This is a genomic window from Geobacillus sp. E263, from assembly GCF_007197795.1.
Taxonomy (GTDB): Bacteria; Bacillota; Bacilli; order Bacillales; family Anoxybacillaceae; genus Parageobacillus_B; species Parageobacillus_B toebii.
The window spans coordinates 1,162,151-1,174,513 of the sequence record NZ_CP041632.1; the positions used below are offsets into that span (position 1 = coordinate 1,162,151).

Consider the following 12,363-nt stretch of genomic DNA (forward strand, 5'->3'; position numbering starts at 1 on the left):
ATTATGAAAAAAAGGCGAGTCATATTAGTAACAGACGGCGATGAGTTTGCATGCCGGACAATTCAATATATTGCTGAACAAATCGGGGGACGATGCATTTCTCGCTCCCATGGCAATCCGACAAAACTAACCGGTGAAGAACTCGTTGAACTTATTTTACAAACACCGTATGATCCCGTATTCGTCATGTTTGATGATTGCGGAGCCATTGGCGAGGGAGTGGGCGAGCAAGCGCTGAAATATGTGGCAACGCATGAACAAATTGAAGTATTAGGAGCGATTGCCGTTGCTTCCAATACTCATAAACATGAATGGACCAAAGTGCATATAAGCATCGATCGTGACGGAAACATGACGGAATATGGAGTGGATAAAGAGGGAATTCGCGAGCTAGAAATAAGCCGTATTAATGGAGATACTGTATATTGTTTAGACCAATTAAATATTCCTGTTATTGTTGGAATCGGTGATATTGGAAAAATGGGATATCGCGATCATATTAAGTACGGATCACCAATTACACGACAAGCAGTGGAGTTAATCCTTGAAAGGAGTGAGTATCGTGACAGCCAACACCAATAAAGTTCCCATTTCGGAAAAGCTCGTCGACAATGAAAAATTTTTTAAGGAGAAAATTGGAGTTGGAACTAGTTTTGATTTAGGGGTAAGGAAAATTCATGTATTAAATAGGGAAGTACATATTTATTATTGCACCGGCTTATGTGATACGCAATTTTTAATTGAGCTATTAAAACAAATTGTCCGTATTAATGACAACGAACGGCAGACGGCACAGGCAAAGCAAATTATCGAAAACCGCCTCGTTCATCAACAAGTAAGCACTGTCAATAATTTAGATGAGGCTGTTGATCGGTTGTTATCAGGGTTAATCATCATTTTAATTGAAGGAGAATCGACGGGGTTTATCGTTGATGTACGAAGCTATCCGGGGCGGCAGCCGGAAGAGCCAGATACGGAAAAAGTGGTGCGCGGGGCGCGTGATGGTTATGTAGAAAATATTATCATCAATACGGCGCTAACGCGGCGCCGCATTCGTGATGAGCGGCTTCGTTTTGAGATTTTACAAGTAGGGGAACGTTCAAAAACAGATATTTGTATTGCTTACATTAAAGATGTCGCCGATCCAGGGCTTGTTGAACTTGTAAAAAAAGAACTTCAACAAATTAATATCGATGGACTGACAATGGGAGATAAAACAATAGAAGAATTTTTAGTGAAGCAAGGATATAATCCGTATCCGCTCGTCCGTTATACCGAGCGTCCAGACGTTGCTGCCACTCATTTGCTTGAAGGACATGTATTAATTATGGTAGATACGTCACCAAGCGTGATTATAACTCCTACTACGTTTTTTCATCATGTGCAACATGCCGAAGAATATCGGCAATCTCCAGCGGTCGGGACATTTGTACGCTGGGTGCGCTTTTTAGGCATTTTGACATCACTATTTTTATTGCCGCTTTGGGTGCTGTTCGTACTGGAACCATCTTTGTTGCCGGATAAATGGGCGTTTATCGGGCCAAACAAACAGACGAATATCCCAGTTATCATACAAGTTTTAATAGCCGACTTTGGAATTGAGTTTCTCCGCATGGCAGCGATTCATACCCCAACGCCGCTTTCTACCGCAATGGGCTTAATCGCCGCGGTGTTAATCGGAGAAATTGCGATCAATGTCGGATTGTTTGTCCCGGAAGTAATTTTATATATTTCTGTTTCCGCCATCGGTTCGTTTGCGACACCAAGCTATGAGTTGAGCATTGCGAATAAAATATCACGATTGTTTCTTGTCATTGCGGTGGCATTGTTTAAAGTGCCAGGGCTTGTGATCGGCACAACGGTTTATTTGCTTCTGCTGATTCGAATTCGTTCATTAAACACGCCGTACTTATGGCCGTTTATTCCGTTTGATCCGGCCGCTTTTATGCAAATTATCGTCCGTCGTTCTGTAGCGGGAGCAAAAGTAAGACCGAGCATCGTCCATCCGCAAAACCGCCGCAGGCAACCATCATAAATTTGCAAAAAGCCGCTCAAAGGACCGATTATTATTGGCTCATCAACACGCTTAGAAGTTGCAACTTTTTTATAATTATGATACTTTATACGTAATCTTTTTTCTTCAAAAGACAGTTATACCTCATGCTAACTGTCTTTTTTTGCTTTCTGCATGCATAAATTAATGCGGTTTGATAATTTTTATTTTGCGGGAATGAGGGGTTCGTATGTTTTTTCATGGAACAAGCCGTGTCAATGACAAGGGGCATTTAGAAATTGGCGGTGTCGATACCGTTGATTTAGCGAAAGAATATGGAACACCATTGTATATTTATGATGTGGCACTCATTCGTGAGCGTGCGCGGGGGTTTAAAGAAGCGTTTCAAAAACATGGCGTCAAAGCACAAGTTGCCTATGCAAGCAAGGCATTTTCTTCCATTGCGATGGTTCAGTTAGCAGAAGAAGAAGGATTATCGTTGGATGTAGTGTCAGGAGGAGAGCTGTATACAGCATTGCAAGCGGGATTTCCGCCAGAACGCATCCATTTTCATGGAAATAATAAAAGTCGCGACGAATTAATGATGGCCCTTGACCATGGAGTCGGATGCATTGTTGTCGATAACTTTTATGAACTGGAATTGTTGGAACAACTAAGCAAGCAGTACGGAAAAAAAACGGCGATTTTACTAAGAGTCACCCCTGGTGTGGAGGCGCATACGCACGATTATATTTTAACCGGTCAGGAAGATTCAAAATTTGGGTTTGATTTGAACAATGGCCAAGCAGATGAAGCGCTGCAAAAAGCGCTATCTTCCCCGCATTTTTCCGTAATGGGAATTCACTGCCATATCGGTTCGCAAATTTTCGAAACGACAGGATTTGTGTTGGCGGCACAAAAAATTTTCCAAAAAATTGGTCAGTGGAAGGAAACGTACGGATTTATTCCAACGGTTGTCAATCTTGGCGGTGGATTTGGCATTCGCTATACGAGTGATGACGACCCGATTCCTGTCTCGGAATACGTCGACCAAATTGTAGAGGAAGTAAAAAAACAAGCAAGCGAAAAAAATATTCCAATGCCAGAAATCTGGATTGAGCCGGGACGCTCCCTTGTCGGCGATGCGGGAACGACGATTTATTCGATCGGTTCGCGCAAAGATGTGCCGAATGTCCGTCATTACGTTGCGGTAGACGGAGGGATGAGCGACAATATCCGCCCGGCGCTATATGATGCGAAGTATGAAGCGGTGTTAGCGAATCGAGTGTTGGACGAAAAAAATGAGATTGTCGCCATCGCCGGGAAGTGTTGTGAATCAGGAGATATGCTTATTTGGGATTTGCCGCTGCCAAAAGCATCCCCTGGCGATTATTTAGCCGTTTTTTGCACTGGGGCGTATGGCTATTCGATGGCGAACAACTATAACCGCATTCCACGTCCAGCTGTCGTGTTTGTGGAAAATGGAGAAGCACAACTCGTTGTTAAACGGGAAACGTATGAAGATTTAGTGCGGCTTGATGTACCGCTTAAAACAAAAGTGAATAAGTAAGTTTGCAAATAAAAAGCGCCCAAAAAACGTTTGGGCGCTTTTTCCTTATTGATTGTTTTGCGGCTCGGAAGAAGTAAACGCTGATTTAATGGCGTTCCAAATTTCTTTTAAAATGTCGATAATGTTTTGAATAAATGTTTTTCCTTCTTCTGATTGAAGGAACGTGGATAATTTATCTTTCGCTTTGCTTAATTGATCATTGACTTGATTCCAATCGATATTAGCGTTTTTCATTTTATTGAATAACGAAATTAAACTGTTTATTTCATCTTCCGTTAACGTAATTCCGAGGTCTTTTGCGATTTTTTCAATAAGCGCGCGCAAATCGGCATCCGTTTGCGGCGGATTATTTGCGATTTCTTCTTTAATTTTCGCAAGAAGGGCAACCGCTTTATCCGTTCCGATAGATTCCCCAAGTTTTGCGGTTTTGACCATTTCCTCCGTAGCCACTTTTTTTACATCCTCAGGAATGACTTGATCGGAAGAGACTTCGTATGCCTTCATTAATCCGGTTAACGCAGCCGTACCGGACACTGCAAACGGAGCAGTGACATAAATTTTCGCATCTTTCACTCCCGCTGTAATCAGGGCGTTTGTGTACATTTCTTCTGTTACCCATGTGATATTATGAGTTTCTACGTCCAACCCAGAGCCTTTCGCACCGATCGTAATCATCGATGAGGAAATTGCTCTCGTTCCGATTTGCGCTTTTGGAATAAGACCATCGAGATATTTATGTTCTTCCGCGTTAGAAACCGTAATGATTTGTGCATTGTCCGGAGCATTCATTTCATTTAAAATTTGTTGCTTTTGCTGTTCGGTTAAATTTTCGCCTAATGTAATAATCACATCGCCTTCTGCCGCATCTGCTGCTGCCATGGCAGGAAATGTAAATAGCAACGATGCAAGCAGACACCCTATCAACATTCGTTTCACAATGCCAGCCTCCTTTGTAAGGATAACTTGATTATAGCGTTTCTGTTTGCTTTTTTCTACTCATCATTATATTACTTTTTTTATATTAGCAATAATGATATGATAGTGGTGCGTTATCATCAAAAAGGAGCTGTTTATATATGGCGAAAAAAGGATATATCTTAATGGAAAATGGGAAAAAAATCGAGTTTGAACTATTTCCAAATGAAGCGCCGATTACGGTAGCAAATTTCGAAAAATTAGCAAATGAAGGATTTTATAACGGTTTGACGTTCCACCGCGTCATTCCTGGTTTTGTCAGCCAAGGAGGGTGCCCGTATGGCAACGGAACGGGGGATGCCGGCTATACGATTCCGTGCGAAACAGATAACAACCCGCATAAACATGTGACTGGGGCGATTTCGATGGCGCACCGCGGCCGCGATACAGGAAGCTGCCAATTTTTCATCGTTCATGAACCACAGCCGCACTTAGAGGGGGTACATACCGTATTTGGCCAAGTAACATCGGGAATGGACGTTGTAAAATCGATGAAAAACGGCGATGTCATGAAAGAAGTAAAAGTGTTTGATGAGGAATAAGGATGAAAAAGACTAACAGAGGCGCTGTTAAGTCTTTTTTATAAAATGATGGACCGTAAATTTATACATACATGAAAAAGTGGCAAGAGGTGAAATGATGAGGAGGAACAATTGGATACTATTTTTTCTTTTATTAGGAGCAAGCTTTTTGTGGGGAGTTATTTATTGGATGTTTATTGCAAAATAGTGAAAAGCGGTCATTTTTGCGCCGAATCTCCTCACTTTTATTTTCACAATCAAGGAAGAATAGACAAACCGCTTTTGTGTGATATAATAATAAAAAATTCCATATTGTTCGTATCCTTCGGGGCAGGGTGAAATTCCCGACCGGCGGTGATGAAGTGCTGTCACTTCTCAGCCCGCGAGCCGTATAGGCACGATCCGGTGCAATTCCGGAGCCGACAGTATAGTCTGGATGGGAGAAGGATCACAAGATGCACATGGCCGTACTATATTAGATAAGGAGCGGTTTCGTTTGTCGCAACTCCGCTTTCCAAAATATAGAACGCGATATTTAGCGGGGATAGCTATGTGGAGTAGCGAATAAATGGCGTTTTCGCAATATGTGAGTTATTTTTTCCATATTTCAACAAAGAAAGCTGTCTAAGTTATTTTTTGGATAACGTGTCTTTGTATGAATTGTGGCTAAAAACAGACATATTCTTTCACACAACTGAAAAACTTGCTTCCCCGCTTATATAATGCCGTTTTTTAGTACGCAAAAATGCAATCATTGTGATTCTGCATAATCCTGCCCTAGGACTTTGGACCTAGGGTTTTCTTTATGCCAAAAAAGGAGGCAGCGCCATGCGAAACGATGAACAGTATATGCGCCTAGCAATCGAAATCGCCAAAGCAGGAATTGGACAAACGTCTCCTAATCCGGTTGTCGGCGCTGTTGTGGTGAAAGATGGAGAAATTGTCGGATTTGGCGCCCATTTGAAAGCAGGGGAGCCGCACGCGGAGGTACATGCCATCCGTATGGCGGGAGAAAAAGCGAAAGGATCTACCGTTTATGTAACGCTGGAGCCGTGCAGTCATTATGGGAAAACGCCCCCTTGCGCCGATTTATTAGTGGAAACAGGTGTTCAACGCGTTGTCATTGCGACGACAGATCCGAACCCGCTCGTAGCCGGTAAAGGCATCGAAAAACTAAGGAGTGCGGGAATTGACGTGAAGCTTGGGGTGCTGAAAGAGGAAGCGGATGAGTTAAACCGCGTGTTTTTCCACTACATTGCGACAAAAATGCCGTTTGTGACGCTAAAATATGCAAGCAGTCTTGATGGAAAAATTGCAACGACAACCGGAGAAAGCAAATGGATTACATCCGAAGCGGCCCGGGAAGATGTGCATCGCTATCGGGCGGTGCATGATGCGATTCTTGTTGGGGTAAACACCGTTATTGCGGATAATCCAAGTTTAACCGTAAGGCTTCCCGAAGGTGGAAAAAATCCGATACGCATCGTTTTAGATACGCATTTGCGCACGCCGCTTGATGCAAACATTCTCAATGATGGCCAAGCGGAAACGTGGATTGTTGTCGGCAGTGAAATCAGCGTTGAAAAAAGGAAGCGGTATGAGAAAGAAAATGTACAAATTATTTCCATGAAAAAGCCGCATATTGATATAGATGAATTGCTGCGCGTACTTGGTGAGAAACGAATTACTTCCCTTTTTGTTGAAGGCGGATCACACGTGCATGATAGTTTCGTGCGCGCCAAGGCAGTTAATGAAATCGTCGCATACTTTGCTCCGAAGATCATTGGCGGAAAACAAGCGCCAACGCCAATAGGGGGAATTGGTTTTGCCGGCATGGCTGACGTTATGCAGCTAGAAATTCGGCGAGTAGAGACGATCGGGCCAGATATAAAAATCGTCGCAATACCAAAATAAAAGGGTGAGTACACGATGTTTACAGGAATTATTGAGGAAGTCGGTACGATCGAGCAAATGAGACAGTCAGGCGAAGCGATTGTGATGACGATTGGAGCAAAAAAAGTTTTAGAAGACGTTCATCTTGGGGACAGCATCGCGGTCAACGGAGTTTGTTTGACCGTAACGTCGTTTACGGACCGATCGTTTACCGTTGATGTGATGCCGGAAACGGTAAGAGCCACATCGCTGCGCACGTTAACAAAAGGTTCGAAAGTGAATTTAGAACGGGCGATGGCAGCCAACGGCCGTTTTGGCGGTCACTTCGTTTCCGGACATGTCGACGGCATCGGTGAAATCATTCGTAAATGGCCATCGGCGAATGCGGTGTATTATGAAATTAAAATCCCGCAGGAATTGCGGAAATATATGATTTTAAAAGGGTCTGTCGCTGTCGATGGAACGAGTTTAACGATCTTCGGACTCACCGATGACACGTTTACGATTTCACTCATTCCGCATACGCGCACGGAAACGATTTTAGGCGATAAACAACCAGGAGATATTGTCAATATCGAATGTGATGTCATCGGAAAATATGTTGCCCAGTTCATGGAAGGAAAGAAAGAAGAACCGAAGTCGGCGATTACGCTTGAATTTTTAGAACGGCACGGTTTTAAGTAAGCAATAAAGGAGGAGCTGACGATGTTTGACACGATCGAAGAAGCGATTTATGAATTGATGCAAGGGAAAGTCATTATTGTATGTGATGACGAGGATCGTGAAAACGAAGGAGATTTTGTCGCATTGGCGGAAAAAGCGACCCCAGAAGTGATTAATTTTATGATTAAATACGGACGCGGCCTTGTTTGCGTTCCGATTACGGAAGAATTAGCCGATAAGCTTGATTTAGCCCCAATGGTCAATCATAATACGGATTCTCATGGCACTGCTTTTACGGTTAGCATTGATTATAAATCAACGACAACAGGCATTAGCGCTTATGAACGTTCGATGACGATTCAAGCGCTGTTAGATCCGAATGCGAAAGCGAGCGATTTTAAACGTCCTGGGCACGTTTTTCCACTTGTGGCGAAAAAAGGAGGCGTATTGCGGCGCGCCGGCCATACGGAAGCGGCGGTTGATTTAGCACGATTATGTGGTGCAAAGCCGGCTGGTGTGATTTGCGAAATCATTAAAGAGGATGGCACGATGGCGCGTGTTTCGGATTTAAGAAAAATCGCTGATGAATTTGATTTGAAAATGATCACGATTAAAGATTTAATCGAGTATCGGAGCCGAAAAGAAAAATTAGTGAAACGCGAAGTAGAAGTGATGCTTCCAACAGAGTTTGGCAAGTTTAAAGCAATTGGCTATACAAATATTGTTGATGGGAAAGAGCATGTTGCATTAGTGAAAGGCGAAATCATTCCAGATGAACCAATCCTTGTTCGGGTTCATTCCGAATGCTTAACAGGCGATGTGTTTGGCTCCTGCCGTTGTGATTGCGGACCGCAGCTTCATGCGGCGCTCCGCCAAATTGAAGAAGAAGGCCGCGGCGTTTTATTATATATGCGTCAAGAAGGCCGCGGCATCGGGTTAATCAACAAATTGCGCGCGTATAAGCTGCAAGAGCAAGGCTATGATACGGTGGAAGCAAATGAAAGGCTTGGATTCCCTGCCGATTTGCGCGACTATGGGATTGGCGCGCAAATTTTAAAAGATCTCGGCGTGACGAAAATGCGACTATTGACAAATAATCCGCGGAAAATCACTGGATTAAAAGGACACGGCCTTGAAGTCGTTGAGCGTGTTCCACTGCAAATGCCGGCGAACAAGGAAAATGAAAAATACTTGCGGACGAAGTATGAAAAATTAGGACATATGTTGCATTTTTAAAAAACATGTTCGCCATTTTTGCTTTTTTGTATTATGATGAATACGGTGGGCGGAAAAGATAGGAGGATTTGCGATGAAAGTAATGGAAGGAAATTTAGTCGGTACAGGATTAAAAATTGCCATTGTCATTTCCCGTTTTAATGAATTTATTACGAGCAAGTTATTATCTGGCGCCATGGATGGCCTCAAACGGCACGGGGTCAATGAAAACGATGTGACAGTAGCATGGGTGCCAGGAGCGTTTGAAATTCCGCTTATAGCGAAAAAATTAGCCGAATCGAGGCAATATGATGCCGTCATTGCGCTTGGCGCGGTCATTCGCGGGGCGACAAGCCATTACGATTACGTATGCAATGAAGTAGCAAAAGGGGTTTCCCACGCAGCTTTATCAACGGGAACACCGGTTATATTTGGAGTATTAACGACAGATACGATTGATCAGGCGATTGAACGCGCCGGAACAAAGGCAGGAAATAAAGGATGGGAAGCAGCGGTAAGCGCCATTGAGATGGCAAATCTTCTCCGCTCGCTTGCTTGATTTGTGTAAAAATGCATGAAAGAGTTCACAATATAATTAAGAACGTTTATAATACGTAATGAGAAAATGACGAAAGCACTTTTCTATTTTAGAAAAGTCTTTGTCGGTAATGAGGGAGTTTTTATGCTGATTCGTTATCGAAAAAACTATGAGAAAATAGCTATGGGTCTTCTGTCGTTCATGCCGACAGAAAAAGACTTAAAAAAACTGCAGCAAACGATCAAACAGTACGAAACAAACGATGATTGGCAACTGTTTTTATGGAAAGAGAACGAGGATATTATTGGCATTATCGGAGTGCTATTGCTCGATGAGGACACTGTTGAAATTCAACATATTAGTGTAAATCCTTCACACCGTCATCAAGGTATTGGCAAACAAATGGTGAAAGCGTTAAAGGAGATGTATCCTAACCATCGGTTGCAGGCAAATGAATTTACCGCGTCTTTTTTGGATAAATGTGAGTTTTAACGAAAGAGCTGCCGTTCATTGGTTCGGCAGCTCTTTGCTCTTTTTCTTTTGTTCTCGTGCCGCGATCACATCTGAGCGGTCGCGCAATTTATGTTTATGAATTAAAAATACATCGTTCATGTCACTTGCTTTTCCCCAAGAAAGCCCGCGCTCATCGCATATCGCTTGACACATTTTCCGCAATGTTTCATCGCAAACAGGCAGCTCGATGCTTTTATAAGCCTCGTTTTGTGCTATACGTTCGATATAACGTTCCAGCTGTTTGGCAAGCCGCTGTTCATCTAACCCTAACTCGCGAACCGCTTTTTGTTCTTTTTGTAAAAGTGATAGCGCTTTTCGCATCATACGCAGCGCCCCCTGACCGTTGCCGCGGCGATGATGGTACAGCGCTACGGCAATTTGAATAAGCACGACCCATACTTTTTTGTAGCCGTCTTTTTTCCAATGCTCTTCTAATATTTCATGACATTCAAAATAATCACGGTCTGTATGAAAATGAATTAAATAGCGGATATAAGCGTCAGGATACATCGTTTCACAACCTTTCTATTGTTGTATCCGTATTGTATCAATTGTATCATATTAGACGTGAAAAATTTGCTTGGACAATGTTAGATGATCGTCTATACTTAACGATAGCGTAATGAAAATGGTGGGATGAACGTGCAATATAATGTGAAAATTGATGCGTTTGAAGGTCCGCTCGATCTTTTGTTGCATTTAATTAATCGTTATGAAATCGATATTTATGATATTCCTGTTGCGCAAATTACCGAGCAATATATGGCATATATTCATGCGATGCAAGAATTGCAGCTGGATATCGCAAGTGAATATTTGGTGATGGCGGCAACGCTTTTGGCGATTAAAAGCAAAATGTTGCTGCCAAAACATGAAGAAGAAATATTGGATGAAGGTGTGGAACTGCCTGAAAGCGATCCGCGTGAAGAATTAATGCAGCGGTTGTTAGAATACAAAAAATTTAAAGAAGCGGCGCAAGCATTGAAAAAGAAGGAAGAAGAGCGAGCGCTTTTATTTACAAAGCCGCCGAGCGATTTAAGTATGTATGCAGACGAAAAAGAAATGATGAAGCGGCCGCTCGATGTAAATGTTTACGATATGCTTGGCGCGCTGTCAAAACTATTGCGCCGCAAAAAATTGCAAAAACCGCTTCACACGAAAGTTACCCGTCAAGACATTTCGATCGAAAAGAGGATGGAGGAAATTTTGGAGGAGCTGAGGCGTACAAAAACGAGAAAAAATTTTTATGATTTATTTCCATATTATGACCGTGGACACATTGTGGTGACATTTTTAGCGATTTTAGAATTAATGAAAAAAAATGCGATTATTATTGAGCAAGAGCGAAATTTTGCCGATATTTTCATCTCTAGCAACGAAAGGATGGAACAACATGGAGATGAATGAATATAAAGCGATTGTCGAAGGACTGCTATTTGCTGCAGGTGATGAGGGATTGTCGCTTCAGCAAATTGCCGCCGTCTTAGAAATTGAAGAAGAACAAGCACAGGCGATCATTCATATGCTGAAAGAGGAGTATGAACAGCAAAAGCGCGGCATTCAGCTTATTGAATTAGCAGGAGTATTTCAACTGGCGACAAAAAAAGAACATGCCCCATATTTAAAAAAGCTTGTTGAATCGCCAAGTTCGACTTCGTTGTCGCAAGCGGCGTTAGAAACATTGGCGATTATCGCTTACCGCCAACCGATTACAAGAGCGGAAATTGAAGAAATTCGAGGGGTGAAAAGCGATAAACCGATACAAACGCTAATTGCCAAAGCGCTTATAAAGGAAGTCGGGCGTGCGGAAGGAACGGGGCGCCCGATTTTATATGGCACGACGAAGGAGTTTCTTGACTACTTCGGTTTGAAAACGTTGGAGGAACTGCCTCCGCTTCCGGAATTACAGGGAGATGATGAGGTGGAGAAAGAAGCTGATTTGTTTTTCGAAAAATTTGAAGAAAATTTTAACGAATCAACATGAGTATGATAAGATAGGAATAACTTTATATTTTCGTTTTTTTGGCATGATAAGGGGGCTTGTTGTATGTGGATTTGCCGCTTGCAAGGATATGAGCTGGAAAAATCGAAGCCGAATACGTTTGAAGATTATTTCAGCCGCTCGGAAGTAACGTTTCGCGAAGATGGGGTTGAAAAAACGCTTCACGTTCTATATTTGCGCTATTTTGAGGAATTTATTTCATCGTTTACGCCGTATGAACAAAATCCGATTTTTACTGTTTTAGGGCGTGACGTCTATTTCCGCGATATCGTTGCTTTCGTATGTTTATTGCAAAATCCGGCTTTCCGGCACCGTAAGCGAGTATATATTAATGAGGAAGAAGAATTTCGCCGCTATTTTGCGCATATGGAATTTACGAAGCTTCCAGACATATTTGCATCATTGCAGACAAATGGCGAATATCATTTAACATCACCGCTTCTTTTTATTCGCCAGCCATCTTAAAACCGATATGGGGGT

At 42.6% G+C, this 12,363-nt stretch carries 14 protein-coding genes and 1 riboswitch; of the genes, 12 read left to right on the plus strand and 2 right to left on the minus strand.

The genetic code is table 11. From position 1 onward, the window contains the following. The first annotated feature begins 3 nt into the window (after positions 1–3). The 3 genes from spoVAEA (at position 4) to lysA (ending at position 3,563) form a co-directional block, all read left to right on the plus strand. Positions 4–582 (plus strand): stage V sporulation protein SpoVABEA, encoded by a 579-nt coding sequence (gene spoVAEA, locus FNL97_RS05985; protein ID WP_015864372.1) that lies wholly within the window; start codon positions 4–6, stop codon positions 580–582. After that, the gene (locus tag FNL97_RS05990) at positions 563–2,035 is read left to right on the plus strand and encodes a spore germination protein (RefSeq protein WP_171699235.1); all 1,473 of its coding nucleotides are present in this window, start codon (positions 563–565) and stop codon (positions 2,033–2,035) included. Before spoVAEA ends, FNL97_RS05990 begins: the two co-directional genes overlap by 20 nt. Positions 2,036–2,243: 208 nt before the next feature. After that, a complete protein-coding gene (gene lysA / locus FNL97_RS05995; protein ID WP_089097883.1) occupies positions 2,244–3,563 on the plus strand; it encodes a diaminopimelate decarboxylase in 1,320 nt (439 codons plus the stop codon). A 45-nt stretch (positions 3,564–3,608) separates the two neighbouring features. On the opposite strand, the gene FNL97_RS06000 is transcribed toward lysA, so the two are convergent. Next, positions 3,609–4,490 (minus strand): DUF1002 domain-containing protein, encoded by an 882-nt coding sequence (locus FNL97_RS06000; protein ID WP_502707808.1) that lies wholly within the window; start codon positions 4,488–4,490, stop codon positions 3,609–3,611. A gap of 149 nt (positions 4,491–4,639) precedes the next feature. On the opposite strand from FNL97_RS06000, the gene FNL97_RS06005 reads away from it, so the two are divergent. From FNL97_RS06005 to FNL97_RS06030, 6 genes are all read left to right on the plus strand, one after another. Next, a complete protein-coding gene (locus FNL97_RS06005; protein ID WP_143415210.1) occupies positions 4,640–5,080 on the plus strand; it encodes a peptidylprolyl isomerase in 441 nt (146 codons plus the stop codon). Between the two features lie 296 nt (positions 5,081–5,376). Continuing rightward, positions 5,377–5,511: riboswitch (FMN riboswitch) on the plus strand. Positions 5,512–5,887: 376 nt separating this feature from the next. Further along, the gene (gene ribD / locus FNL97_RS06010; protein WP_089097881.1) at positions 5,888–6,973 is read left to right on the plus strand and encodes a bifunctional diaminohydroxyphosphoribosylaminopyrimidine deaminase/5-amino-6-(5-phosphoribosylamino)uracil reductase RibD; all 1,086 of its coding nucleotides are present in this window, start codon (positions 5,888–5,890) and stop codon (positions 6,971–6,973) included. A gap of 15 nt (positions 6,974–6,988) precedes the next feature. Next, entirely contained in the window at positions 6,989–7,636 is a 648-nt protein-coding gene (gene ribE, locus FNL97_RS06015; protein ID WP_015864366.1) for a riboflavin synthase, read from the plus strand. Between the two features lie 21 nt (positions 7,637–7,657). After that, a complete protein-coding gene (locus tag FNL97_RS06020; protein WP_081188212.1) occupies positions 7,658–8,851 on the plus strand; it encodes a bifunctional 3,4-dihydroxy-2-butanone-4-phosphate synthase/GTP cyclohydrolase II in 1,194 nt (397 codons plus the stop codon). A 73-nt stretch (positions 8,852–8,924) separates the two neighbouring features. Continuing rightward, on the plus strand, positions 8,925–9,389 hold the full coding sequence (gene ribH, locus FNL97_RS06025) for a 6,7-dimethyl-8-ribityllumazine synthase (RefSeq protein ID WP_143415211.1): 465 nt from the start codon (positions 8,925–8,927) through the stop codon (positions 9,387–9,389). A 123-nt stretch (positions 9,390–9,512) separates the two neighbouring features. Further along, a complete protein-coding gene (locus FNL97_RS06030; RefSeq protein WP_143415212.1) occupies positions 9,513–9,860 on the plus strand; it encodes a GNAT family N-acetyltransferase in 348 nt (115 codons plus the stop codon). Between the two features lie 15 nt (positions 9,861–9,875). Here the strand turns inward: FNL97_RS06030 and FNL97_RS06035 are convergent, their stop codons facing one another. Then, complete coding sequence (locus tag FNL97_RS06035; RefSeq protein WP_143415213.1) at positions 9,876–10,391, minus strand: DUF309 domain-containing protein; 516 nt, start codon at positions 10,389–10,391, stop codon at positions 9,876–9,878. Between the two features lie 126 nt (positions 10,392–10,517). On the opposite strand from FNL97_RS06035, the gene FNL97_RS06040 reads away from it, so the two are divergent. The 3 genes from FNL97_RS06040 (at position 10,518) to FNL97_RS06050 (ending at position 12,348) form a co-directional block, all read left to right on the plus strand. Further along, positions 10,518–11,288, plus strand: coding sequence for a segregation/condensation protein A (locus FNL97_RS06040; protein ID WP_041269704.1), 771 nt, complete (start codon positions 10,518–10,520; stop codon positions 11,286–11,288). Further along, complete coding sequence (gene scpB, locus FNL97_RS06045) at positions 11,275–11,865, plus strand: SMC-Scp complex subunit ScpB (protein WP_015864360.1); 591 nt, start codon at positions 11,275–11,277, stop codon at positions 11,863–11,865. Before FNL97_RS06040 ends, scpB begins: the two co-directional genes overlap by 14 nt. 63 nt (positions 11,866–11,928) lie before the next feature. Next, the gene (locus FNL97_RS06050; protein WP_015864359.1) at positions 11,929–12,348 is read left to right on the plus strand and encodes a hypothetical protein; all 420 of its coding nucleotides are present in this window, start codon (positions 11,929–11,931) and stop codon (positions 12,346–12,348) included. Positions 12,349–12,363 lie beyond the last annotated feature (15 nt).

Bases quoted from the DNA above. Each gene is read 5' to 3' on its own strand.
- FNL97_RS06000 (WP_502707808.1), bottom strand. From the start codon at position 4,490: ATGTTGATAGGGTGTCTGCTTGCATCGTTGCTATTTACATTTCCTGCC.
- FNL97_RS06005 (WP_143415210.1), top strand. From the start codon at position 4,640: ATGGCGAAAAAAGGATATATCTTAATGGAAAATGGGAAAAAAATCGAG.
- lysA (WP_089097883.1), top strand. From the start codon at position 2,244: ATGTTTTTTCATGGAACAAGCCGTGTCAATGACAAGGGGCATTTAGAA.
- FNL97_RS06030 (WP_143415212.1), top strand. From the start codon at position 9,513: ATGCTGATTCGTTATCGAAAAAACTATGAGAAAATAGCTATGGGTCTT.
- ribE (WP_015864366.1), top strand. From the start codon at position 6,989: ATGTTTACAGGAATTATTGAGGAAGTCGGTACGATCGAGCAAATGAGA.
- FNL97_RS06020 (WP_081188212.1), top strand. From the start codon at position 7,658: ATGTTTGACACGATCGAAGAAGCGATTTATGAATTGATGCAAGGGAAA.
- ribH (WP_143415211.1), top strand. From the start codon at position 8,925: ATGAAAGTAATGGAAGGAAATTTAGTCGGTACAGGATTAAAAATTGCC.
- FNL97_RS06050 (WP_015864359.1), top strand. From the start codon at position 11,929: ATGTGGATTTGCCGCTTGCAAGGATATGAGCTGGAAAAATCGAAGCCG.
- FNL97_RS06040 (WP_041269704.1), top strand. From the start codon at position 10,518: ATGAACGTGCAATATAATGTGAAAATTGATGCGTTTGAAGGTCCGCTC.
- spoVAEA (WP_015864372.1), top strand. From the start codon at position 4: ATGAAAAAAAGGCGAGTCATATTAGTAACAGACGGCGATGAGTTTGCA.
- FNL97_RS06035 (WP_143415213.1), bottom strand. From the start codon at position 10,391: ATGTATCCTGACGCTTATATCCGCTATTTAATTCATTTTCATACAGAC.
- ribD (WP_089097881.1), top strand. From the start codon at position 5,888: ATGCGAAACGATGAACAGTATATGCGCCTAGCAATCGAAATCGCCAAA.
- scpB (WP_015864360.1), top strand. From the start codon at position 11,275: ATGGAGATGAATGAATATAAAGCGATTGTCGAAGGACTGCTATTTGCT.